The 25,112-nt window shown below is 35.8% G+C and carries 20 protein-coding genes; 10 read left to right on the forward strand and 10 right to left on the reverse strand.

Features of this window, described 5'->3' with window-relative positions:
* Positions 1-9: 9 nt before the first annotated feature.
* Positions 10-684 carry a hypothetical protein gene (locus tag QWY90_RS01690; protein WP_290284087.1) on the reverse strand — a complete coding sequence of 225 codons (675 nt, stop codon included), beginning with the start codon at positions 682-684 and terminating at the stop codon, positions 10-12.
* A gap of 62 nt (positions 685-746) precedes the next feature.
* On the opposite strand from QWY90_RS01690, the gene QWY90_RS01695 reads away from it, so the two are divergent.
* The 3 genes from QWY90_RS01695 (at position 747) to pbpC (ending at position 9,421) form a co-directional block, all read left to right on the forward strand.
* Positions 747-1,190, forward strand: a complete 444-nt coding sequence (locus tag QWY90_RS01695) for a nucleoside deaminase (protein WP_290284088.1) — start codon at positions 747-749, stop codon at positions 1,188-1,190.
* A 128-nt stretch (positions 1,191-1,318) separates the two neighbouring features.
* Positions 1,319-6,994, forward strand: coding sequence for an alpha-2-macroglobulin family protein (locus QWY90_RS01700; protein WP_290284089.1), 5,676 nt, complete (start codon positions 1,319-1,321; stop codon positions 6,992-6,994).
* Positions 6,995-7,045: 51 nt separating this feature from the next.
* Entirely contained in the window at positions 7,046-9,421 is a 2,376-nt protein-coding gene (gene pbpC, locus QWY90_RS01705; RefSeq protein ID WP_290284090.1) for a penicillin-binding protein 1C, read from the forward strand.
* A 153-nt stretch (positions 9,422-9,574) separates the two neighbouring features.
* On the opposite strand, the gene QWY90_RS01710 is transcribed toward pbpC, so the two are convergent.
* The gene (locus QWY90_RS01710; RefSeq protein ID WP_290284091.1) at positions 9,575-11,119 is read right to left on the reverse strand and encodes an Rne/Rng family ribonuclease; all 1,545 of its coding nucleotides are present in this window, start codon (positions 11,117-11,119) and stop codon (positions 9,575-9,577) included.
* 402 nt (positions 11,120-11,521) lie between these two features.
* Positions 11,522-11,815 carry an HU family DNA-binding protein gene (locus QWY90_RS01715; protein WP_290284092.1) on the reverse strand — a complete coding sequence of 98 codons (294 nt, stop codon included), beginning with the start codon at positions 11,813-11,815 and terminating at the stop codon, positions 11,522-11,524.
* Positions 11,816-11,950: 135 nt separating this feature from the next.
* Between QWY90_RS01715 and mutY the strand changes: the two genes are divergently transcribed.
* The 4 genes from mutY to gldD are packed head-to-tail and all read left to right on the forward strand — an operon-like array spanning position 11,951 to position 15,368.
* Entirely contained in the window at positions 11,951-12,991 is a 1,041-nt protein-coding gene (gene mutY, locus QWY90_RS01720) for an A/G-specific adenine glycosylase (protein ID WP_290284093.1), read from the forward strand.
* A gap of 47 nt (positions 12,992-13,038) precedes the next feature.
* Positions 13,039-13,476 carry a single-stranded DNA-binding protein gene (locus QWY90_RS01725; protein ID WP_290284094.1) on the forward strand — a complete coding sequence of 146 codons (438 nt, stop codon included), beginning with the start codon at positions 13,039-13,041 and terminating at the stop codon, positions 13,474-13,476.
* 25 nt (positions 13,477-13,501) lie between these two features.
* A complete protein-coding gene (locus tag QWY90_RS01730) occupies positions 13,502-14,797 on the forward strand; it encodes a gliding motility-associated protein GldE (protein ID WP_290284095.1) in 1,296 nt (431 codons plus the stop codon).
* A 7-nt stretch (positions 14,798-14,804) separates the two neighbouring features.
* On the forward strand, positions 14,805-15,368 hold the full coding sequence (gene gldD / locus QWY90_RS01735; RefSeq protein WP_290284096.1) for a gliding motility lipoprotein GldD: 564 nt from the start codon (positions 14,805-14,807) through the stop codon (positions 15,366-15,368).
* 41 nt (positions 15,369-15,409) lie between these two features.
* On the opposite strand, the gene QWY90_RS01740 is transcribed toward gldD, so the two are convergent.
* Positions 15,410-15,790, reverse strand: coding sequence for a heavy-metal-associated domain-containing protein (locus tag QWY90_RS01740; protein ID WP_290284098.1), 381 nt, complete (start codon positions 15,788-15,790; stop codon positions 15,410-15,412).
* Between the two features lie 110 nt (positions 15,791-15,900).
* On the opposite strand from QWY90_RS01740, the gene QWY90_RS01745 reads away from it, so the two are divergent.
* Entirely contained in the window at positions 15,901-16,767 is an 867-nt protein-coding gene (locus QWY90_RS01745) for a DMT family transporter (RefSeq protein ID WP_290286915.1), read from the forward strand.
* A 49-nt stretch (positions 16,768-16,816) separates the two neighbouring features.
* On the opposite strand, the gene QWY90_RS01750 is transcribed toward QWY90_RS01745, so the two are convergent.
* Complete coding sequence (locus QWY90_RS01750) at positions 16,817-18,871, reverse strand: insulinase family protein (protein WP_290284100.1); 2,055 nt, start codon at positions 18,869-18,871, stop codon at positions 16,817-16,819.
* An 11-nt stretch (positions 18,872-18,882) separates the two neighbouring features.
* Entirely contained in the window at positions 18,883-20,214 is a 1,332-nt protein-coding gene (locus QWY90_RS01755) for a M16 family metallopeptidase (RefSeq protein WP_290284101.1), read from the reverse strand.
* A 214-nt stretch (positions 20,215-20,428) separates the two neighbouring features.
* On the opposite strand from QWY90_RS01755, the gene rplU reads away from it, so the two are divergent.
* Together rplU and rpmA are read left to right on the forward strand one after the other, a co-directional pair.
* Complete coding sequence (gene rplU, locus QWY90_RS01760; RefSeq protein ID WP_290284102.1) at positions 20,429-20,899, forward strand: 50S ribosomal protein L21; 471 nt, start codon at positions 20,429-20,431, stop codon at positions 20,897-20,899.
* Positions 20,900-20,922: 23 nt separating this feature from the next.
* Complete coding sequence (gene rpmA / locus QWY90_RS01765; protein WP_290284103.1) at positions 20,923-21,183, forward strand: 50S ribosomal protein L27; 261 nt, start codon at positions 20,923-20,925, stop codon at positions 21,181-21,183.
* A 90-nt stretch (positions 21,184-21,273) separates the two neighbouring features.
* Here the strand turns inward: rpmA and QWY90_RS01770 are convergent, their stop codons facing one another.
* The 4 genes from QWY90_RS01770 to QWY90_RS01785 all read right to left on the reverse strand — a co-directional run bounded on the left by QWY90_RS01770 (position 21,274) and on the right by QWY90_RS01785 (position 25,112).
* On the reverse strand, positions 21,274-21,981 hold the full coding sequence (locus QWY90_RS01770) for a hypothetical protein (protein WP_290284104.1): 708 nt from the start codon (positions 21,979-21,981) through the stop codon (positions 21,274-21,276).
* Between the two features lie 634 nt (positions 21,982-22,615).
* Positions 22,616-23,236, reverse strand: coding sequence for an MBL fold metallo-hydrolase (locus QWY90_RS01775; protein WP_290284105.1), 621 nt, complete (start codon positions 23,234-23,236; stop codon positions 22,616-22,618).
* 72 nt (positions 23,237-23,308) lie between these two features.
* Positions 23,309-24,064 carry an SDR family NAD(P)-dependent oxidoreductase gene (locus QWY90_RS01780; RefSeq protein WP_290284106.1) on the reverse strand — a complete coding sequence of 252 codons (756 nt, stop codon included), beginning with the start codon at positions 24,062-24,064 and terminating at the stop codon, positions 23,309-23,311.
* Complete coding sequence (locus QWY90_RS01785; RefSeq protein ID WP_290284107.1) at positions 24,054-25,112, reverse strand: ketoacyl-ACP synthase III; 1,059 nt, start codon at positions 25,110-25,112, stop codon at positions 24,054-24,056. Before QWY90_RS01785 ends, QWY90_RS01780 begins: the two co-directional genes overlap by 11 nt.

Here is a 25,112-nt window from a genome sequence, read left to right on the forward strand (position 1 = left end):
AATCTGAAATTATTTCTTTTCTGTTTTTGTAGAGTCTAAAAACTTTACCTGACTAACCATTCCAGATGTCATTTCATTTTTTTTAGTTTCAGGGACTACTTTGACATCTCCAGTTAAATGCTGAATAACTACTTTTTCTTTTGATGGTTTAATAAATTTGACCTGCTTAACAGGCGGTGGTGGAGGAAGAGGCGGCATTTTTACACCAGCCTTAACTAAGGAATCATACCTTTTCATATCAATTTTACCTAATGTCACATGTTCTTCATTAATAGTATCTTTTTTTGGAAGAATAACACCAGTAGTAGTGTAGGTAGAGTCGGTCACTTCAACTCCATCAATTTTTTGTTTATCCCCATTGGAGTTCTGGCAACTAAACAAGGTCGTCCCCATGCTGACTAACAATGCCAGCATGAATATTTTATGAAACTGAACCTGAGAAAATAAAACGTCTCGTGGAATCTGGATAATAACCGAATCTAATTGCTCCGTTTTAAATCGGCCACAAATTTTTTGACCCTGATTCCGTATAAAATACTCTTGAATCTCGGTAGCTTTCATATCGGAGAAATCAACAACACTTTTTACACAACTATTGCAAAACCTACCTGTTTGGTCGGGCGTCATTTTATCCCAATCTTCGTGACACGGTTTTGGAACAGTTATTTTATAGTTAGTTTCCATAAAGAATAAAGTTTGTGTTTACACAGATAACGATAATAGTACTAAAATAGTATTTTTGTTTTATGGAAAATCCTTTCACCGATGACTATTTTATGAAGAAAGCTTTGCAGGAAGCTGAACTCGCTTTTGAAAAAGGGGAAATTCCAGTCGGCGCCGTAATTGTAATCGACAATAAAATCATTGCCAGAACCCACAATCTTACCGAAATGCTGAATGATGTTACGGCTCATGCCGAAATGCAGGCTATTACTTCAGCTGCAAATTTCATAGGCGGGAAATACTTAAAAGGATGCACACTTTATGTAACTTTAGAACCATGTCAGATGTGTGCCGGAGCTTTGTATTGGAGCCAGATTTCAAAAATCGTTTTTGGTGCTTCGGATGAGCAAAGAGGTTACCAAAATTTAGGGACTTCAATTCACCCAAAAACTCAAGTAATTAAAGGTGTTTTAGCCAACGAATGCTCGGATTTAATGCTTCGCTTTTTTGCTTCCAAAAGAAAATAATTTTACAGGAAAAATATTCCCAAATAATATTTTTTGTATTGAATAATATTTTGATACTTTTAGCGTTATATAGCTAATTGAGGAAAATCACTCAAGGATAAGTTCTAACAAATAATTCTTTTACAACCATGAAAACCAACAAGATTTTCGGCTTGTTCGTTGCAATTTTTTTATTGCAATCCTGTACTAAAAAATCGGCTTCCGATTTTGATTCAGATTACGCTCTTTACAAAGACTACATTACAGGATTTTCATCAGGGTTCATCTCGGTCAATTCCGATTTCAGGGTGCAGTTGGCCTTCAACAAAAGCGATTGGAAACCTAATCAGGAATTAGACGAGGATTTATTTGATATTTCGCCAAGCGTAAGCGGAAAAGTAGTAGCGCTTTCCAGTAATACCATTGCGTTTATTCCAAAAGAAAAATTGGATCAAAATACGTTGTACCAAATCACCTTGCATCTTTCTGATATCACCAATAAAGTTCCGAAAGAATTAAAGGATTTCAAATTTTCAGTAAAAACAATCAAGCAAGATTTTATTGTGAATACACAGGATTTGCAATCTTACAGCAAGGATTGGTATTACTTAAATGGAACTCTAAAAACAGCTGATAATCTTAGTTTTGAAGAAGCCCAAAAAATTATTGAGGCAACACAAAACGATAAAGATTTAAAGATAAAATTTGACAAAGCGACCAGCACCAATACTGAATTTAAATTCATGATTGACAGTATTCAGCGTTTTGAAACCGATAGCAAAATAAAAATTGCATGGGATGGTGACGATGTGGATATCGACCAAAAAGGCAAAGCTGAAGTTTTAATTCCCGGTAAAAACCAATTTAAGGTACTAACTATTCAGGTTGGCGATACCAACAACCAATCGGTGTTGATTAACTTTTCTGATCCATTAAAAAAAGACCAGGATTTTAAAGGATTAGTGTCTATTGAAAACACAAGTAATCTGAAGTTTTCCACTATGGGAAATGTTTTAAAAGTGTTTTACGACAAAGATCCCGTTAAGTCAAAAGTGGATAATGGTGCTTCCAATCAATCGGTAGCTGTTGAGGCAGTTGTTGATACTACAGCTGTTACTGTTGACACCACAGCAACAGTTACAGATGAACCCGAAATTACTCAAGTAGCAGCTGCAATTGAACAATCATTTACGGGAAGTAAATTGGTTGAGGTTTTTCAGGGAATTGAAAGCATCGATGGTTATAAAATGAAAAACAACTATTCTGAAAAATTGATGTTTGACCAAATAAAACCAGGTGTGAAATTATTAAAAAGTGGGACGATATTGCCAAGTTCCAATAATTTAAAAATCAATTTTGAAGCGGCTAATCTAAATGCAGTTGATGTAAAAATCTACAAGATTTACAAAAATAATATCATGCAGTTTTTGCAGGATAATGAAATTAACGGCACACGAAATTTAAGACAAGTAAGTCAGGCTGTCGCCAAATCGACTATCGAACTAAAGCAGAATAATTTACTGGATTATACTAAATGGAATACCTATTCTTTGGATATTTCAAAAATCATAAAACCAGAACCAGGAGCCATTTATCGTGTCGAGTTCTCTTATAAAAAGAAATATTCTTTGTATAAATGCGAGACATCAACAGCAACTTCGGAAGATAACAGCGAGAGCGAAGATGCCGAAGAAGAAAACGAAGATGATGTTAATTATAGCGGCAACGACTATGATGACTATTATTATGAAAGAGATTATGATTGGAGAGAAAGTGAAGATCCATGCACCGATTATTATTACTACAACACCAAAATCGGAACCAATGTTCTTGCTACAGATTTAGGAGTAATTGCAAAAAGAGGAACAGATAAATCAGTTGTCATTGCAGTTAGCAATATCGTTTCCACAGATGCGATTTCCGGCGCTTGTGTTGATTTATACAATTTCCAACAACAAAAAATCGCCACTTCTTCTACTGATGGTGATGGAATGGCTTCCTTCCAATTAGAAAAACTAGCTTATTTCGCCATTGTGACCAAAGGTGACCAAAGCACTTATGTGAAATTAGATGACGAACTTTCATTGTCGGTTAGTAATTTTGATGTTTCGGGTGAAACGTTACAAAAAGGATTAAAAGGCTATTTGTATGGCGAACGCGGCGTTTGGCGTCCGGGGGATACGATGTATTTGTCTTTTATTCTGAATGACAATGCTAATAAATTGCCAGCATCGCATCCCGTAAAATTAAAACTGAATGACCCACATGGGAAAACAGTGTATCAATCGGTTCAAAAACTGAATGAACTTAATCATTACAAATTTGTAGTGCCAACTCAGGATAGCGCACCAACAGGAAATTGGGAAGCGGTTGTAAGTATTGGTGGTGCGCGTTTTTATAAAAGCATCAAGATTGAAACGATTAAACCAAATCGTTTAAAAATTAAAAACAGTTTCAACGAACCTATTCTTTCGGCAAGCAAAAACAATGTGAATAATATTCAGGTTTTATGGCTACATGGCGCCGTCGGCAAAGATTTAAAAACCGAAGTTCAGGCTAAATTCTTCCAGCAGTCAACTACTTTTAAAGGCTATGATAAATATACTTTTGATGATCCGACCAGAAGTTTTTCTACTGAAGAAGTCAATATTTTCTCCGGAAAAGTGGATGGAAACGGTCGTGCTTCCATTCCGATAAAACCGAATATTCAAGGCCAAGCTCCCGGAATGTTGCGAGCGGCATTCATCACAAAAGTTTATGAAAGCGGTGGTGATGTGAGCACAGATGTGGCTTCAACTACCTATTCTCCATACAAAAGTTATGTTGGAGTAAAATCGCCCGAACCAAACAAATACGGCATGATCGAAACTGGGAAGAACAACCGTTTTGATATTGTAACTGTCGGAGAAAACGGAAAACCAAAATCGGTTAAAAATTTAGAAGTCCGTGTTTATAAATTACAATCGCGTTGGTGGTGGGATGCTTCCAATGATGATTTATCGAATTATAACACGTCAAACTCGACGATTGCTTATAAAAATTTCGTTGTCAGTACTGATTTTTCAGGAAAAACCAACATCTCTTTCTCGGTAAGAAATGAAGAATGGGGGAATTATTTAATTCGGGTTTCCGACCCAATCGATGGTCATGCTACAGGAACAAAAGTATATATAGACGAACCTTATTGGTCAGCAGAGGCCAGAACCGGCACAGGCGAATCGGCCACAATGCTACGGTTTTCTACCGATAAAACTAACTATGCCGTTGGAGATAAAGCTAAAATATTCTTCCCGTCAAGCGAAGGCGGCAGAGCCTTGATTTCTATCGAAAACGGAACTAAAGTAGTGAAAACGCTTTGGGCTAAAACCAAAAAAGGAGAAACCACAGTTGAGCTGCCAATTACAGGTGAAATGGCTCCGAATGTCTATATCAATATTTCATTATTGCAACCACATGCTTCAACCAAAAACGATTCGCCAATCAGAATGTACGGCATTGTTCCGATTGAAGTGGTAGATAAAAACACAGTGCTTGAACCACAACTTACGATGCCTGATGTGCTTCGTCCGGAGCAAACAGTGAATGTAAAAGTTTCCGAAAAACACGGCAAGAAAATGACTTATACTATAGCAGTTGTCGATGAAGGATTGTTAGATTTAACACGTTTCAAAACCCCAAATGCCTGGGATAGTTTCTACACCCGTGAGGCTTTGGGTGTTCGAACCTGGGATATTTATGATGAGGTGATTGGCGCTTATGGCGGAAAAGTAAATCAGGTTTTCAGTATTGGTGGTGATGCAGAAGCTGGTGGCGGAAAAGCTAAAAAAGCGAATCGTTTCAAACCAGTTGTACTCTATTATGGTCCGTTTGAATTGGATAAAGGCGAAAGCAAAATCACTAAAATAACCTTACCAAAATACATTGGCTCAGTCCGAACTATGGTTGTTGCTGCTGATGCAGAAACCAGTGCCTACGGAATGGCAGAAAAAGCCACGCAGGTTAGAAGTCCGTTAATGGTTTTGGCTTCATTACCAAGAAAAATTTCTCCTTCCGAAAAAGTGACTATTCCGGTTACCTTGTTTGCAACAGAGAAAAACATCAAAAATGTAACACTTCAAATCAAATCAAATAGCGCCGTTAAAGTGGTTGGAAGTAGTACTCAAAAAGTAACTTTCACTGAGCCTGACGAGAAAATGGCTTACTTCAATTTAGAAGTGGGAAGTATTACAGGAATTGGTAAAATAGATATTATTGCGACTTCCGGAAAAGAAAAATCAACCTATTCGGTAGAAATTGATGTGACCAATCCGAATCCGGTGACCAATGCGTATTCCGATATTGTGATTGAACCAAACAGTTCCAAAACAATTACATGGAAAACCTTTGGCGTAACAGGAAGCAATAAAGCTGGCATAGAAGTATCATCGGTGCCAACAGTAGATTTCGGGCGACGATTGAATTATTTAATTCAGTATCCGCATGGTTGTGTGGAGCAAACTACTTCGGCTGTTTTCCCTCAATTGTATCTTACCGATATAATGGATTTAGATGCCGTTCGCAAACAAAATATTCAGCAAAATGTTACTATTGGCATCCAAAAATTAGGGAATTTCCAATTGCCAAATGGTGGTTTCTCTTATTGGCAGGGAATGACTGAAGCCGATGATTGGGGAAGTTCTTATGCTGGACATTTCCTGATTGAAGCTGAGAAAAAAGGGTACGTATTGCCTATAAGTTTCAAATCTAAATGGATTTCTTACCAAGGCAAAATGGCAAAACAATGGCGTTTCGAAAAACAATATTACAACGATATGGCACAGGCTTACCGATTGTATACACTAGCATTAGCAGGTTTCCCTGATTTAGCTTCAATGAACAGATTGCGAGAAACGGTTGGAATTTCTAATGAAAGTAAACTGCGATTAGCAGCGACTTATGCATTGATAAAGCAAAATGCGGCCGGAATGGCATTGTTGAGTAAATCCTTTATCGATGAGCAAAATTTCAACGATGATTATTACTACTATTACTATGGTTCAGCCGATAGAAATAGAGCCATGGCATTAGAAACTTTGATTTTATTGGGACAAAAACAGCAAGCATTTGCCATGGCAACTAAATTAGCCAAGAACATGTCAAGCGACAAATGGATGAGCACACAAACTACGGCTTATGGTTTGTATGCGATGTCAAAATTTGCTAAATCCAATGGCAGCAAAGGCGTTTCGGTTCAATATACTAATGGAGGAAAACCAGTAATTATCAATACAAACAAAACGGTTGCCCAAAGAAATTTGGTGGTGAAAAATGGCGGAAATGCGATTACAATTAAGAACAACAAAAATAACACACTTTTTGTTCGTGTCTTGAACAGCGGAATCTTACCAGTTGGAAGCGAAAAAGTGATATCCAATAATTTGTCTGCCAGCGTGGTTTTCAAAGACCGAAAAGGGAAAGCTATTTCGGTTACAAAAATCGCTCAGGGAACTGAATTCTATGCCGAAGTTACATTGACTAACCGCAAAAATGAATGGGTTGAAAATGTTGCCTTGTCACAAATTCTGCCTTCCGGATTTGAAATTGTAAACACACGTTATACTGATTTTGGTGATGCAACTAGCAATATTGCTGATTACATCGATATTCGTGATGACAGAGCCAATTATTATTTCGGTTTGAAAGCCAACGAAACTCGAAAATTCAAAATCTTGCTGAATGCTTCTTATTTGGGTAAATATTATTTACCTGGATTACAATGTGAGGCGATGTATGATAATGATTTCTTGGCAAGAACTAAAGGGCAATGGGTGGAAGTGGTAAAATAAATTTACACCTGACAGGTTTTTAAAACCTGTCAGGTGTTTAATTCCATAAACGTGAAAACAAAACTTAAAGCGTTTTTCCAACGCTTCTTCAATTATATCAAGCGCAACCCAAAGAAGTCTGCTATCGTAGCCATTTTGCTGATAGTATATTACTTTTCGTTACCGCGCACCCTTTTCGAAGAACCCTATTCCACCGTTATCGAAAGCAGCGATGGCGAGTTGTTAGCTGCCAAAATAGCCCGCGATGGGCAATGGCGTTTTCCTGCAAAAGACAGCGTTCCCGATAAGTTCAAAAAATGTATTGTTTATTTTGAAGACGAACATTTTTACTATCATCCCGGCTTTAATCCTGTGGCGATGTTCAAAGCATTTCAGCAAAACAGAAGCGCCGGAAAAGTAGTTCGTGGCGGAAGTACCTTAACACAACAGGTCATTCGGTTATCGCGCAAGAATAAAAAGCGAACTTACTTTGAAAAAGGAATTGAAATGATTTTGGCAACCCGATTGGAATTGCGTTATTCCAAAGAAAAAATCCTCGAATTATATGCAGCGCATGCCCCTTTTGGTGGAAATGTGGTTGGGTTAGAGATGGCTTCTTGGCGTTATTTCGGAGTGCAATCGCATCAATTGTCGTGGGCAGAAAGTGCGACTTTGGCAGTGTTGCCCAATGCACCGAGCTTGATTTATCCGGGAAAGAATCAAATCAAATTGCTCAGAAAACGCAATGGATTGCTGTTGAAATTATACAATGAAAAAATCATTGATAAGCTTACGTATCAATTGTCGATTACGGAACCTTTGCCGCAAAAACCCTATTTAGTTCCGCAGATCGCGCCTCATTTATTGCAGCGCGTAGCCAAAACCGATGAAGGCAAACGCATCAAAACTACGATTGATGTTTCATTACAAAATCGCGTGAACCAAATTGCCACTCAATATTATAATCAGTACAAACAAAACGAAGTGCATAATCTCGCTGTGATTGTTATCGATATTCAAAACCGAAATATCATCAGCTATGTTGGGAATTCGCCAACGGATAAAGATCACGACAAAGATGTTGATGTTATTGGTGCGCCAAGAAGTACAGGTAGTATTTTAAAGCCGCTTTTGTTTGCTTCGATGCTCGATGAAGGCGAGATTTTACCCAATACGTTGGTTGCAGATATTCCAACACAGATTTCAGGCTATACACCTGAGAATTTTAACCATTCTTTTGACGGAGCAGTTCCGGCTCAAAGAGCTTTATCGCGTTCGTTAAATATTCCGGCGGTGTTGATGTTGCAGGAACATGGCGTTAATAATTTTTATGAATTGTTGCAAAAATTCAAACTCAAAAATATAAATAAGCATCCTGATCATTATGGTTTGTCGCTGATTTTGGGTGGAGCCGAAAGCAATCTTTGGGATTTGTGCCGAACCTATGCAAATTTGTCGTCAACCATAAATTACTTCAATGCTTCCGATGGAAAATACAGAACCAAAGAGTTTACCGAACTCAATTATGTCAGCGGATTTGAGCAGGATTATGGCGAAGAAAGTTATCAGAAAACAATCTTGGGTGCAGGTTCAATTTTCCTGACCTATAATGCCATGAAAGAAGTGAATCGTCCAGAAGGCGATGAAGCTTGGAAGTTTTACGACTCTTCATTAGAACTAGCCTGGAAAACCGGAACAAGTTTTGGGAATCGCGATGCCTGGGCAATCGGTACCAATTCCCGTTATGTAGTTGGCGTTTGGGTTGGAAATGCCAACGGAGAAGGAAGGCCCGAGTTGACCGGAGTAGGAAGTGCAGCTCCAATTTTGTTTGATGTTTTCAATTTGCTTCCGCGAAAAAAATGGTTCCAAACGCCGTTAAACGATTTGCAATATGCTGATGTTTGTGCGTTGAGTGGTCATTTGGCACAGGATGATTGTACGAAAATCAGACAATTAGTTCCCAGAAAAGGAATGAAAACTTCGGTTTGCGCTTATCATAAGTTGGTGCATTTAGATAAGACAGAGCAATATCGCGTAAACAGCAGCTGTGAAAGTGTAGACAATATCGTTTCCAAAAAGTGGTTTGTCTTGCCGCCGGTTATGGAATGGTATTATAAAAGTCTGCATATAGATTACAAACCTTTACCTCCTTTTAGAGACGATTGCCAGCAAAACCAACAGGCATCCATGGATTTTATTTATCCGAAAACGAACAGTAAAATTTATCTAGTTAAGGATTTTAACAGCAAGATTCAGCCGGTGATTTTAAAAGTGGCGCACTCCAACAAAGAAGCGAAGTTGTATTGGTATGTTGATAATGTCTACAAAGGCACCACTCAAACCTTTCACGAAATGCAAATTGAAGCCGAAACGGGAATTCATTACATTACCGTGGAAGATGAATATGGGAATGATATTAGGAGGAAGATTGAGATTATAAAGGATTAGCCCTAGCCCGGATTGCAACGTAAATCCTTTTTAAGGATTGCCCTGAAGAACAGCGCAAGGGAAATACAATCCTTAAAAAGATTGCAGTGGAAAGCCGGAATAGCTTCAAAAAAACACAAAAAAACCGCCAATCTCACGAAAGGCGGTTTTTATTTATTGTTTGATTTCCTTTCCTTCACCATCGAAGAATTGGTACTCAAAATACGTGTAAGCGTCACGAGGTATGATTTTCACCCACTTTTTATGTTCAAAAAACCATTTTGAACGTAATGATGGAAAACCTTTGGTAAGGTATGCTGCCACAAAAGGATGCACATTAAGTGTCACTTTTTTATGGTCTTTAATTATTTTTTCAAGAGAAAAAGCAATCTTGTCAATAATCTGGATTGGCGCATCGATGTCGCTTGTCAAATTATTTGGATTTTCTTCCCTTGTTTCAATATTTACTTCTGGTCTTACCCGTTGTCGTGTAATTTGAACTAATCCAAATTTACTTGGCGGTAAGATTTTGTGTTTGGCTTTATCATCGCTCATTTCTTCTCTAAGGAAGTTGAACAACACTTGGCGATTGTCTGGATCTTTCATATCGATAAAATCGACTACGATGATTCCGCCCATATCTCGCAATCGTAATTGTCTTGCGATTTCTGCTGCTGCGATCATATTTACTTCCAAAGCAGTATCTTCTTGGTTGTTGGCTTTGTTAGAACGGTTTCCGCTATTCACGTCAATAACGTGTAGGGCTTCGGTGTGTTCTATAATTAAATAGGCACCTTTGCTCATAGAAACAGTTCGGCCAAAAGAAGTCTTTATTTGTCGCTCAATATGATATTTTTCAAACAATGGCGTGTCTTTCGATTGATAAAACTTAACAATTTTTTGTTTGTCCGGAGCTATTTCGGCTAAATAGTCCTTTGTTTCTTGGTACAACTCTTCATCATCAATTTGAATACTGGTAAAAGTATCGTTGAATACATCTCTAAGTATCGAAGAAGCTTTATTTAGCTCTCCCAACACTTTGGATGGATGATGTGCAGTTGGTAATTTTTTACTCATTGCAGTCCATCTATTCATTAAGTTCTGCAAATCTTTTTCTAACTCGGCTATGTTTTTGCCTTCGGCTACTGTTCGCACAATAACGCCAAAACCCCTTTGTTTGATAGATTGTACAAGTTTTTTAAGACGGTCTTTTTCTTCTTTCGATTCTATTTTTTGTGAAACAGAAACGCGATCCGAAAAAGGCACTAAAACTAAAAAGCGTCCGGCGAAGGAAAGCTCACAGCTTATTCTCGGACCTTTTGTAGAAATAGGTTCTTTTACTACTTGTACTAATATTGACTGATTGGCGTTCAGTATGTCTGCAACTGCACCATCTTTGTCAATTTCTTTCTCAAACTGGAAGTTTTTTAGGGAGAAATCTTTTAGTTTACCTGCGCTTACAAGTTTTATGAATTTCAGATAAGAAGCGAAACTTGGACCCAAATCGTGATAATGTAAAAAGGCATCTTTTTCGTAGCCTACATTTACAAAAGCAGCGTTCAATCCGGCAACGGGTTTCCTTATTTTGGCAATAAAAATATCGCCAACCTGGAAGTTGCTTGTTTCCTCTTCTTTGTGTAATTCAATTAGTTTTCCATCTTTTAATAAGGCAAAATCTACAGCGTCAGCACTAGATCTAATGATTAGTTCTTTATTCACTTTGTAAATTTTTATCCAAACTATTAGTTTGCAGTTTACGGTTTACAGTTTACAGTTTTTCAACTCATAACTCATAACTCATAACTCATAACTGAATTGTAAGGATGGATTAAACATTTTAAACAGGTATTGTTTACCCGGTGAAGTTAGATTGTTAGAGTATTAGATTCTTAGATTATTAGATAAAAGCTCTAATTTTCTAAGTCGTCTAAGTCGTCTAAAAGGTCTAATCTTCCATTTCAATGAACGTTTTCTAAAAAAAGAAAAGTAGTTTAAAACTACTTTTTCTTTTTGTGTCGGTTAGCTCTCGCACGTTTTTTACGTTTGTGCGTTGCTACCTTATGTCTCTTTCTTTTTTTACCACTTGGCATAGTGAAGATTTTTGGTGATTAATAAATAAATTTATACTGCTACTTCAGTATTAGTTTTTATTGCTTCTACAAATACTTTTGCAGGTTTGAATGCAGGTATATTGTGAGCAGGTATTTTAATGGTTGTATTTTTAGAAATGTTTCTACCAGTTTTTTCAGCTCTAGTTTTGATAATAAAACTACCAAAACCTCTTAAATAAACATTGTCTCCAGTTTCTAAAGAAGTTTTTACTTCTTCCATAAACGCTTCAACTACTGCTTGAACATCTCCTTTTTCAAGTCCTTTTCTTTCTGAAATCTTTGCTACGATATCTGCTTTCGTCATTTTCTTTCGTATTTAATATTAATTATGTGATTTTTTTGAGGTTGCAAATATATGAATAATAAAAACAATATTTCAAGCATAATCTATTAAAATTTAATAACATAAAGATTTATTTTTGCTAACCATAATTTAACTATGAAATTCTCTAAAGCACTTATCCAATGGTATTTACAAAACAAACGTGATTTGCCTTGGCGAAATGACACAAATCCATACACCATTTGGCTTTCGGAAATCATGCTGCAACAAACACGTGTGGCACAAGGATTACCTTATTTTTTACGTTTTACGGCCGCCTTTCCTACGTTTTTTGATTTGGCAAAAGCCGATGAGGAAGAAGTGTTAAAATTGTGGCAGGGTTTGGGCTATTATTCCAGAGCCCGAAATTTGCATAAAACAGCCAAGCAAATTGCTTTTGAGTTTAATGGGGAATTCCCAAAGTCGTATGGCGAATTATTAAAACTAAAAGGAATTGGCGAATACACTGCGGCCGCAATCGCCTCTTTTGCTTATAATGAAAGTGTTCCTGTTGTTGATGGGAATGTTTTTAGAGTGCTCTCTCGGTATTTTGATGTGGAAACCGATATAGCTTCGACCGGAGCCAAAAAAGAATTCACCCAATTAGCAGCCGAAGTATTGCCAAAAGGACAAGCTAATTTATTCAACCAGGCCATAATGGAATTCGGTGCTTTGCAATGTGTGCCCAAAAATCCAGATTGCGGCATTTGCGTTTTTAATGACAGTTGTTTGGGGTTGCAGCAAAAGAAAGTGGCACAGCTTCCGGTGAAATCTAAAAAGATAAAAGTGACGAATCGTTTTTTTAATTATTTGGTTTTTTCGGATGAGAATGACAAAACTATTATCAACAAAAGAACCCAAAAAGGCATTTGGCACAATCTGTATGAGTTTCCAGTACTTGAAACGGAAATGGCAGAAAGTGACATCGCTGTTTTGGACTTAATTCAAAATCAAAGTTTTGTAGATAATCCAATTCAGGAAATTCAATTATACAATTCCGAAACTATTGTTCACAAACTTTCACACCAACATTTAGCAATAAAATTCTGGAAAGTAAAGGTAGAAGGAACGCTTGACAACGGAATGGATTGTGAATCAGCTTCTAAATTCCCTTTTCCTATTGTGATTTATAATTTTATTTCGAACCAATGGTTTTAATTTTCAAAAAATGTAGTAAATTTGAAAGAACTAAATTTAGTTGAAAAATGAATGGTACCTTAAATAAAGTAATGTTAATTGGTCATCTTGGTGACGACGTAAAGATGCATTATTTTGATGGCGGAAATTGTATCGGCCGTTTTCCATTAGCTACCAATGAAGTGTATATCAACAAACAAACCAACGAAAAAATCACCTCTACCGAATGGCATAATTTAGTAGTTAGAAATAAGGCTGCTGAAATTTGTGAAAAGTATTTGTCAAAAGGAGATAAAATATTTGTTGAAGGCAGAATAAAATCGCGCCAATGGCAAGCCGAAGACGGGACAACAAAATACACAACCGAAATACAAGTGACCGAATTTACATTTTTGACTACCAAAAAAGAGGTTGACGGACTAAAAACTACGCAAAATTTAGAACCAAAAGGAACTAATTTTGAAGCGCCAAATCCGGCAGCACCCGAAAACGATTTACCGTTCTGATATTGTTTAACTAATCTCTACTTCATTGGACCCAGAGCCCAGTACTACTATTTTCGCAACTATAGATACCAATTTACTTTTTGGAATTATAGCCATTACATTTCTTTTATTTTGTTCAGCCATGGTTTCTGCTGCAGAAGTGGCGCTTTTTTCGCTTACACAGCAAGACTTAAATACCTTATCGGAAGAAGATACTTCAAAAGCTAACTTAATTTCGAAATTACTACAACGACCAAAGAAACTTTTGGCAACCATTTTGGTAGCTAATAATTTTAGTCATATAGGCGTTGTGATAATTTTCTCTTTTGTGGGGAACAATATATTTTCAGGAATAGCATCACCAATTCTAAAGTTTCTTGTTGAAGTTTTACTGATAACCTTTCTTATTCTTTTATTTGGAGAAGTGTTACCCAAGATTTACGCTAGCAGAAACAATATTAAGTTCTCGAAGTTTGTGGCAAATCCGTTGACTTTTTTAGACAAACTACTCTCGCCAATTAGTTTGCCAATGCGAGCAGTAAGTGTTTTTCTGCATGAAAAATTAGGGAAACAGAAATCAAATATTTCGGTAGATCAATTATCACAGGCTTTAGGATTAACTTCAACAGAAGACACAACTTCGGAAGAACAAAAAATATTAGAAGGAATTGTCTCATTTGGAAACACAGATACAAAGCAAGTCATGAGTCCAAGAATTGATATTTTTGCACTCGAAATGGAAGAAACTTTTGCTGAGATTTACAATAAAATAGTTGATAGAGGCTATTCCCGAATTCCAGTGTACAAAGAAAGCATTGATCATATTGAAGGTGTTTTATTTGTTAAAGATTTGATTCCACATATTAATAAAAAAGAGTTCGATTGGAACAAACTAATACGGGAACCTTTTTTTGTTCCCGAAAACAAGAAGCTCGACGATTTATTAAAGGAATTCCAAAGTAAAAAAAGTCATTTAGCCATTGTGGTTGATGAATACGGAGGAACTTCGGGTTTGGTTTCGTTAGAAGATGTGATTGAAGAAATTGTTGGCGATATTTCGGATGAGTTTGATGATGAAAACCTGAGTTTTTCGCAAATAGACGACAAGAATTTTCTTTTTGAAGGCAAGATCAACCTCAAGGATTTTTACAGAATTGTTGATGTTGATGAAGAACTGTTCGAAAACAGCAAAGGGGAAGCCGAAACATTAGCCGGATTTATATTAGAAAATTTGGGCAATTTCCCTAAAAAGGGTCAGAAAATCCATTTTTCAAATGTACATTTCACCATTGAAGCTGTCGATAAAAAAAGAATAAAACAATTAAAAGTAACGCTCGAATAAGTTAAAAATGATAAAAAAAACCAGCTATTTTTTAGCAACACAATTGCTTTTGGTTCTTGTCATCAGTTGTAAAGATGACGTTTTGCCCAAACCTGCAAGTCAATTGCGATTGGATTATCCGGTTGCTAAATATGCTTCGTTTAGCAATCATTGTCCATTTGAATTTGAAATGAATGAAGAAGCCGTAATCAAAGAAGATAAAAATTGTGGCTTTTCGATTGAGTATCCCAAAATGAAAGCGACAATTTATTTGACTTATAAGACGGTAAACGGCGATATCAATAAATTATTGCGAGATGCACAAAAACTAACCTACGAACATGTTATAAAAGCAGATGATATTTTGGAACAACCTTTTATAAACGCTGACAAAAAAGTGTATGGAATGTTTTATCGCGTTGATGGAAATGCAGCAACCAATGCACAATTTTATGCTACCGATAGCATCAAACATTTTGTAACAGGTTCCGTATATTTTTATGCTAAACCCAAATTTGATTCGATTATGCCTGCGGCTGATTACGTCAAAAATGATATGCAGCGTTTATTAGAAACAATTAAGTGGAAATAAAAAAGGAACTCATTGAGTTCCTTTTTCGATATATATTGTGATTATACTTTTCCTTTAGTTTTCATTTCAGAAACTTTGTAAGTTTCGCCATCACCAGTAGTTTCTACAGCTTTGGTTAATTTTTCTGTAGATAAGACGGCTGCATCAAATTCGACAGTAGCCTCTTTTTTATCAAAATCAACAGTTGCTTTTTGAACCCCATCCATTTTTGATAATTTTGTTTCGATGGTTTTGGCACAACCCATAGCGCAAGTCATTCCTTCAATTTTAAAACTTGCTGTTTCCGGTTTTGCAGCAACAGCAACTTCTTTTTTAGTATTCGATTCATCTGTTCCAGCAACGGGTTTGCCTGCTGTGTCTTTACAGCTAAACAGTAAGGTGGAAACAAGACCAATAGTTAATAGTGATTTAGTAAAATTCATGATTTGAGAATTTATTAGTTGTGATTATTTTAATCAGGAACAAAATTAGTAAAAAATAAAAGTGATTATTCTTAAAATAATTACAAAATTTGAAGCATTCAAAAATAGTTATGAAAGCACAGCAGTTAAAATGGGTTATTCTGATAACACTTGCCCTGATTTGGGGAAGTTCTTTTATCCTAATTAAAAAAGGATTAGACGGATTGAATCCGTTTCAGTTGGGTTCGTTGCGAATCATTTTTTGCGCTGTTTTTCTTTTAATCATTGGTTTTAACAGTTTGAAATTAATTGCGCAGCACCAATGGAAATATATTGCTTTGACTTCGTTGTTTGGCACTTTTATTCCCGCTTATCTTTTTGCCATTGCCGAAACCAAAGTCAGTAGTTCTATCTGTTCGATTTTAAATTCACTTACTCCCTTGAATACTTTAATTCTTGGCGCCATAGCGTTTGGTTTAAATTTCAGAAGAAATCAGATTTTCGGAATCATCATCGGATTAATTGGCACTGCGGTTTTGATATTTAATGGAAAAGCTCAAGGCGTTTCTGAGGATTATTCGTATGCTGTTTTTGTATTAATAGCAACGATTTGTTATGCCACGAATGTTAATCTGATAAAAAAATACCTCTCTGATGTTAAGCCGTTGAGTATAACCACCGGAAACTTTTTAGTGATGCTGGTTCCGGCGATAGTGATTTTATGTTTAACCGATTTTACTTCCAAAATAAATTTGCCTTCCACACATCACGCGATGTTTTTTGTGATGATTCTTGGTATTGTTGGAACTGGTGTGGCCAATGTTATTTTTTATAAATTAATTCAAATTTCTTCTCCGGTTTTTGCTTCATCGGTTACCTATTTGATTCCGATTGTTGCCTTTATGTGGGGCATTCTCGATAATGAAATGCTCACACCATTACAGTTCTTCGGAGCCTTTATTATATTGATAGGTGTTTATCTTGCTAACAAGAAATAAAAAAAGCCCCGATAAATCGAGGCTTTTACTATAAAATGATTTCAATTATTTATTGAAAATCTGTATCTAAAACGCCTTCATTGATTTTAACATCACTCATTTTGATGTCTAATTCAAAACCAACATTCATTATAGTGTTGAAAGGCACTTTTACTCCTTTAACAGCTCTATAATCTTTGAAGTTAGTTACTCTAGTTGTTTTTTGTCCGCTTTTATCATCAGTAGTTGCTTCAGCAGTTTTCAAACCAGATTTCACATCAAAATAGTAAGTAGTATCTCCATCAACAACGGCATATGCATCAGAACCATCCATTGGTTCAATTCCTGAAACAGTAACGCCAGCTTTTGAGGCTAATAATGTTTCATTAAACAACACGGCACTTTCTTTCATTTTAGCTAGTTCTTCACCTTCTAAAACTTTTTTCTGACCTTGTTGCATCATATATCCTGTATTCCCGTTTACCACTTGTTTCATTATTGAACCCATACCAGCCATAGAAAGTTCTACTGCCATTCTTCCTTTTGAATCTATTTTTGAGCTAAAAGATAAAGGCATTGGAGCCTGAGGAATAGTTGTAGAACCTGTGTAAGCTATAGATTTCACCGCCTTCACCGCTTTATCTCCACCAATGGCAGTCACATAAGCATCGATTACTGTTTTTGCGGTAACTCCGGCAGGAACTGGTTTTTTCATTGCAGGTTTCTCTGTAGGATTTCCGAATTTATCAAAATAGAACATTGGAATTTTTGTACTTTCTAATCCGGCAATTACTTCTGAACCTTTTCCTACGACTAATATTCTTGCATTATCAGCTAAGAAATATTTATTAGCAACTCGCATTACATCATCAGGTGTAACTGCGTTGATGTTTTTGATGTAGTTTTCATAAAAATCTACTGGCAAACCTTCTGTTTCAATGTTTAAAGCATAACGTGCCACAGTGGCTGGTTTTTCAACTTGCATTACAAATTTCCCAACATAACCTGCTTTTACGTTATTCAAAACTTCGTCAGTTACTTTTTCGGTTCTGATTCTTTTTAATTCTTTCAAAGCCTGAACAACAGCACTGTCTGTTACTGCATTTCTTACTTGCGTATTCGCTCTGAATTCACTATATACATTTTTATCGAAACCTATTCCTGAACGTGCACCATATGTCCAGCCGTGAGCTTCTCTTAAATTCATATTTAAGTAGCTGTTAAAATCACCACCATAAACTTGATTGGCCAAAATTACCGGGAAATAATCAGCATCGGTCATTTTAAGATTTACCGTATTTAAAATAGTAATTTCAGATTGAACAGCATTTGGCATATCCACAAAGTTGATTTGAGAATATTGTACATTACTTGGATTAGAATAAGTCAATCTTGGTGCAGTAGCTTTTGTCCATGAACCAAAAAGATTTTCGACTAATTTCTTAACGTCTTTAGTTTTCACATCTCCAACAACTACTAAATAAGCATGTTCCGGAACAAAATAGGTTCTGTAATTGTCTTTTACATCTGCAAGAGAAACATTATTAATGGTTTCTTCAGATAAATATTCTCCAGAAGGATGATTTCTTCCATAAGCTAATACTTTCTCAACTCTACCAGCAACAGCGGTTACACTTTTCTCTTGTGTTTTTAGGCCTTCGATAAGTTTGTCTTTTTCTTTGTCAAATTCGTCTTGGGTAAAGTTTGGCATCAAAGCACCTTCAGCCATTAATTCCATAATTCTTTTGGCGTGTTTCGACAATCCGCTTGCTGATGCACCAGAAGAATAGAAGTTAATGCTGGCGCCAAGGAAATCGATTTCTTCGTTGAAAGGATCTTTAGCTGTTTTTGTTGAACCGTTTCCGATTAAGCTACTGGTTAAATCGTCAACTCCTTTTTTGTTGCCTTCAGCATAAGGGGTATTGTCAATAGTTAAACTATAAGAAACTCTTGGAAGTTTGTGGTTTTCAACAACCAATACTTTTAATCCGTTTGGTAACGAAAAAGTTTCAGGTTTTTTAATGTTGATTTTTGGAGCCGGACCAGGTTTTGGTTGTGTTCTGTCTTGTGCTTGCATAATTAGAGTTAAAAACAAGCTTGATAATACTATAATTGATTTTTTCATTTTCTTACGGTTTATTGTTTGTTTTCAGCTTTGTCTTTTGCAGGTACATAATCCAAAATCAAACGTTGGTTTGGATTTAAGTATTTTTTAGCTGCAGCTCTCATTTCTTCACGAGTTACAGAACGTAAAATGTCTATGTCCGTGTTGATTAAGTTCACATCACCATACAATAAATAATAGGTAGCTAAATTTTCTGCAACACCTTCAATGCTTGAATTAGCATCTACATAATTGCTTTCGTTGATGTTTTGTAATTTTTGAAAATCTTTTTCAGAAATTAAATCGGTTTGAAGTTTTACGATTTCTTCATCAATTTCTTTGATTAAATCATTTGAAGTGAAATCACCTTGTGGCATTCCGTAAAGGATGTATTGTCCATAATCTTCTTGAGCGTAATTGAAGGCTCCAATTTGTAAAGCCATTTTCTTATCGTCAACAATTTTTTTGTACAATTTAGAGCTTTTTCCATTGCTTAAATAAGTAGAAACCATATCTAAAACTCTGGCGTCACGCGTTTTCATAGATGGAATTCTGTAAGCAGCAACCACCATTGGTTTTTGGATGTTTGGATCTTCGAAAGTAGCGTGAATAGTTTCGGTGATTGGTGTTTCAACGAAAGTTTCTTTTTTCAATTCAACACCTCTTGGAATTGGTCCAAAATAGTTATTAATCCACTCTTTAGTTTGCGCAATATCAATTTGACCAGCTACTACTAAAACCGCATTGTTTGGAGAATAAAACTTTTTGTTGAATGCTTGAAACTCTTCTAGTTTTGCAGCATCTAAATGTGCCATTGAACCGATAGTTGCCCAACGGTATGGATGCACTTTAAACATATTTTTCTTTACTTCGGCAATCAATTGTCCGTAAGGTTGATTGTCAACACGAAGTCTTTTTTCTTCTTTTACTACTTCGTTTTGGGTGTCAACACCAATTTGGTTGATAACCGGATGCATTAATCTTTCTGATTCCATCCACAAACCTAACTGTGTGTTGTTTGAAGGGAAAACTTCAAAATAATAGGTTCTGTCTTCTGTGGTGTTGGCGTTGTTAGTTCCTCCGTTAGAAGTTACAATTTTAAACCATTCACCACGTTTGATGTTTTCGGTTCCTTCGAACAATAAGTGTTCAAAAAAGTGTGCAAATCCAGTTCTTTCCGGATTTTCATCTTTTGCACCTACATGATACATAACAGAGGTAATTACAACAGGTGCCGATGGGTCATTGTGTAAAATTACATGAAGACCATTTGGCAAATCGTACTCCTCAAAAGCGACCTTTTGGGCGTGAGCTACTCCTCCAAGCATAAGCATTGAACTTAAAGCGATTAATGAATTTTTCATAAAAAATTAAATTTTTTCAGTTGATTGTTTCGTTAGTAAACTAACCTTAAATTTTGTTACATCAAAAGTAGTTTTTTTTCTTTATTGTGATAAAATTATTTACGGGTCCTAATGGCTTGATTTTTAACACTGAATTTTTTTTACATAAGGGTTGCGTGTGTAGAAAATAGTCGTATATTTGCCCACTTAAAAAAATTAACTAAATAGTAACGTTATGTATGCAATCGTAGAGATAGCAGGGCAACAATTCAAAGTAAGCAAAGACTTAAAGGTTTATGTTCACCGTTTGGCTAATGAAGAAGGTTCAAAAGTATCTTTTGACAAAGTTCTTTTATTAGACGATAATGGTAGCATTACTTTAGGCGCCCCAGCTATAGAAGGTGCTTCAGTAGAAGCCAAAGTGTTATCACACTTAAAAGGAGACAAAGTTATCGTTTTCAAAAAGAAAAGAAGAAAAGGGTACAAGAAAAGAAACGGACACAGACAATACCTAACACAAATTTTGATTGAAGGTATATCTGCAACCGGAGGTAAAAAAGCAGCGCCTAAAGCAGAAAAAGCTGTAGCAGCAACGGAAGAAGTAGAAGCTCCTAAAAAAGCAAAAGCTCCTAAAGCTGAAAAAACAGAAGAAGCAGCTCCAAAAAAGGCAGCTCCTAAAGCAAAAAAAGAAGATACTCAAGAATAATAACAATATAAAACTAATACGTCATGGCTCACAAGAAAGGTGTCGGTAGTTCTAAGAATGGTAGAGAATCAGAATCAAAACGTTTAGGCGTTAAGATTTATGGTGGACAAGCTGCAATTGCAGGTAACATCATTGTTAGACAAAGAGGTTCTAAACACAATCCAGGTGCAAATGTTTACATCAGTAAAGATCACACACTACACGCAAGAGTAGATGGAGTTGTTCAGTTCCAAAAGAAAAAAGATAATAAATCATATGTTTCTATACTTCCGTTTGAAGCATAAGGATTAGATTTATTTAGAATAGTAAAAAACCCGATTCAGTGATGATTCGGGTTTTTTGTTTTTAGACCGGTTAGGTTTGGAAGTAAAGATTTAGATGTTTAATCCTTTTACCATTTTGTATTCGTTTGAATCAAGACCGTATTGCGATAGTATCATATCTTTTATTCTCTTGGCGGTTGCTGAAAGTTGTATGAAGCCCTTTTGTCTTGATGCAATTAGGGGTTTGTATACCGCTAGTTTTTGTGAAACATTGTTAGTAGCGAACGTTGCATTGTTTAATAAATCCTGCAATTTAGAAAGGGATATTTTATCATTAATTGGCTTATAATTGTCGCCGAATTTTGTTAGGAGTGTTATTATATCTCCAAAGTAGATTAATTGGCTACCATATGATTTTTCGGAACGACTTATGGTAGTTTCTTTTGAGTTTTCGGTGATGTTTATTCTTCTTCCTTGTCCTCGTATCTTTAATACTAATGTTCTAATGTCATGGTATTGCTGTGAATCGCTTCCTAATTTACCGCGAACATTTGCCCGTATTGGAGGCAGGAGTTTTGAGATGGATTCGTCGTCTTTGTCGAACAACTTGCGACGGTCTAAAGCGGCTTTAGAGTAATCGAAGTGTTTTGTAGTGTGTTCTTCCTGCACTGCGTGTAGTTCGGTAGTTTGAGTTTGAAAAGCAGCAGCTGTGAGCTCTGCCTCACCTGGGTTGTAGTTGGTGAACGTGTTTAGGTACTCAATTAGTTTTTCCCCTTCTGTTAAACGTGAGCTGAAAGAAGCTCTGGATTTTGAGTTCATAATTTCTCGTTTTTAATGGTTAATACTATTTTTCCTTAAAACAATGTGCATGCCAAAAAGTGTAAGAAATAAACACTTAAGCTAAATTTAAGAATTGACTGTTAGCTAGTTATGAGGTGAGGAGCCGAAATATAAAGTGAGGAAGGGCAGTTATAAAGTGAGGAGGGCAAATTATAAAATCAGGAAGGGCAATTATGACTTCAGGAGGTCATGTTACGCGTTCAGGAGGCGATGTTACAAAGTGAGGAGGTCGTATTACAAAGTGAGGAGGTCAAGTTATGAAGTGAGGAGGTGATGTTACACGTTCAGGAGGTCGTATTACAAAGTGAGGAGGCGATGTTACAAGGTGAGGAGGTGTAGTTACAAAGTTGGGTCTAGCTATTGTGGTTGTTGGGATTTTGGTGGTTTTTTAGGGGTGGAGACCACACAAAGGGATTCATGCGGTAGCGAGGGTTACCAATATAGCATCCCTAACGGGATTGAAAAAAACACTCACAGCAAGGCGAGGGTTTCTTTATTGGGTTCCCGTCTGTGCGGGAATGACAGATTAATGATTAATATCTATAAATACTCAGGCTTAAACGGCCCTCTAAAAATATAATCTTCAATTTCGGCAACCTTAGCTTGTGGGCTATTATTGATTACTTATTTTAAACCAGTTATTAAATAAAAACAAATTTCCATGACCTGGTAAAACGATAGTGTTTTTTGAGGTTAAATTTTTTATTTTATCAATGGATTCTTTATAATCTATCTTGTTACTTCCGGGTAATTTCAGCACTAAATTTTCTTTTTCAATTACAGTATCGCCTCCAAAAAGCATGTTTTTATACATAAAGCAAACTGAAAATTTACTATGTCCGGGTGTTACTATAATCTCAAAAAAATTAAATTCCGTTTGTTTACTTAAAACAGATTCTATCGGGGTATTGTAATAATAAGACAGATTCTTTCTGCCGCATTTAATTGCTTGTTCAAAGTCGATAGAGATACTAAAGGCTGCTGTGTTTTCAAATGCTAACAATTTATTTACATCATAATGATGATCGAAATGTTCATGAGTTAGATAAATGATTTTCTTATGAGCTTTAAATTGTTCTAACCAATGGTAAACTTCTTCACTCAATCTTCCGGGATCAACAATAATTACTTTTTCCTGATCCACTAAAAAATAAGTACACACTCCAAATAAATCGGAAACAGATCGATATACAATAGACCTATCGTCGAGATTACAAAATAGTGGTTCTATCATCAATGCTGTTTTTTTGTTTGGACATTCAGGTTTTTAAATGTAGTATAGAAAATAGTCTATCTTTTACTTTATTTACAAAAGAGAAGTCCTACCGCCGTCAATAACAATTGATTGACCAGTTATCCATTTTGAAGCGTTGGAAAGTAAAAATACAACAGGTAATGCAATGTCTATAGGTTCTCCATATCCTAAAGGGTATTTAGACCGATCAATATCCATTAGTTCTTTGGACAAAATATTTTCTGCCTGCTTAGACATTTCGGTTTCTACCATACCTGGTTGAATGGTATTAACTCTGATATGTTTTGACGATAGTTCATTTGCATACACTTTACTTATACTATCTAAAGCTGCTTTAGTTATAGCATATAGACCGTTTCCTTTAGCGCCTCTAATTGAAGAAATAGAACTTATAAAAACAACAGAGGCATTTTTGTTAATCTTTTTTTTCTTTAACAGTTCCGTAAATAAAACCAATACACTATCTAAATTAATTTTTCTAACGGTTTCATAATCGGCATAATTAAAAAAATGCATTGGACTTACATGTGCAATGCCAGCTGAATGAACAAAACCATCTATTTTTATGGGTAACTCAGCTACTATTAAATGAATGTTTTCAATCTCTATTAGATCAAACTTAACTACTTGTGAAGCTTCTAATTTTTGATCCTCTATGTACTGTTGTAATTTCTCGATATTTCTTCCAATACCAATAAAATTACCTCCAGCAATAGCTATTTGTTTACAAATTTCAAAGCCTATACCAGACGTAGCGCCAGTTACTAAAATTGTTTTATCAATTAAAGAAAAATTATCATCCTTCATATTCAATTAATTCATTTACGAAAACGTCACCTGTTTCAAAATACCCACAACCAATACTTAATCCGATACCGAAACCACACATCGCAATTTTTTTGTTTCTTGCGCCTGCACCAAGTAATGATAAGGTTAAAGGGATGCTTGCTGAACTTGTATTACCATATTTTGTAATTGAATAAGGAACCTGGCTACTTTCCAATTTCACTTTTTTTCTTATCATTTCTAACATAAACATATTAGCTTGATGAAAAAGAAAATAATCAATATCAGAAACGTCCTTATTTATTTGTTGTAGAAATGATTTTATTTCACGAGGTACTTGCGTTATTCCAAAAGAAAAAACATCCGTTCCGTCCATTTTAGGATTTATTTTAGTTCTCTTACTGCCATCGGCATCTTCTATGACATGTAGTGATTCTTCTGAGAATCTATTTCGGAAACCACCATCTGGAATCATTATCGATTTAAAACCAGACCCATCAGACCAAAGTTTAAAATTTATATTTTTTCCTTCCTTACATTCAAAAGCAATAGCACAGCCTGCATCTCCAAATAATGGTGCTGATGTTTTATCTTCTTTATAAGCAAGAAGACTAGAGGAATCACCGACTAATAAAATGCCTTTTTTAAATCCCTGAGAAGTTAGCATTGATGAAATAACGGATGCACCATATACAAACCCACTACATCCTAGCGGAATGTCAAAACAAGCTGTGTTTTTTGATAAACCTAAACGATCTTGTAAAATTATTGCAGTATTAGGAATTAAATAATCTGGTGTTTGTGTCACCATAATTAATACTCCTATTTCATCTTTTTCCCATTCTAATTTTTTAATTAATAGTTCAGCTGCTTCAAAACATAAATCAGATACCAAAACACCTTCCTCTAAATGTCTTTTTTCTTTAACTCCAGTCATTTCAACAAACTTTAGTGCTTCCTCAGAAGAATTAAAAAGTTCATTTTTTACATTAGATATTATGGTCTTTGGAACGCAACTTACAGAACCGGATATTTGTACATTAGATATGTTTAAGATACCGTCTGTCAT

The sequence above is a fragment of the Flavobacterium paronense genome, assembly GCF_030409795.1.
In the GTDB taxonomy this organism is placed as follows: domain Bacteria; phylum Bacteroidota; class Bacteroidia; order Flavobacteriales; family Flavobacteriaceae; genus Flavobacterium; species Flavobacterium paronense.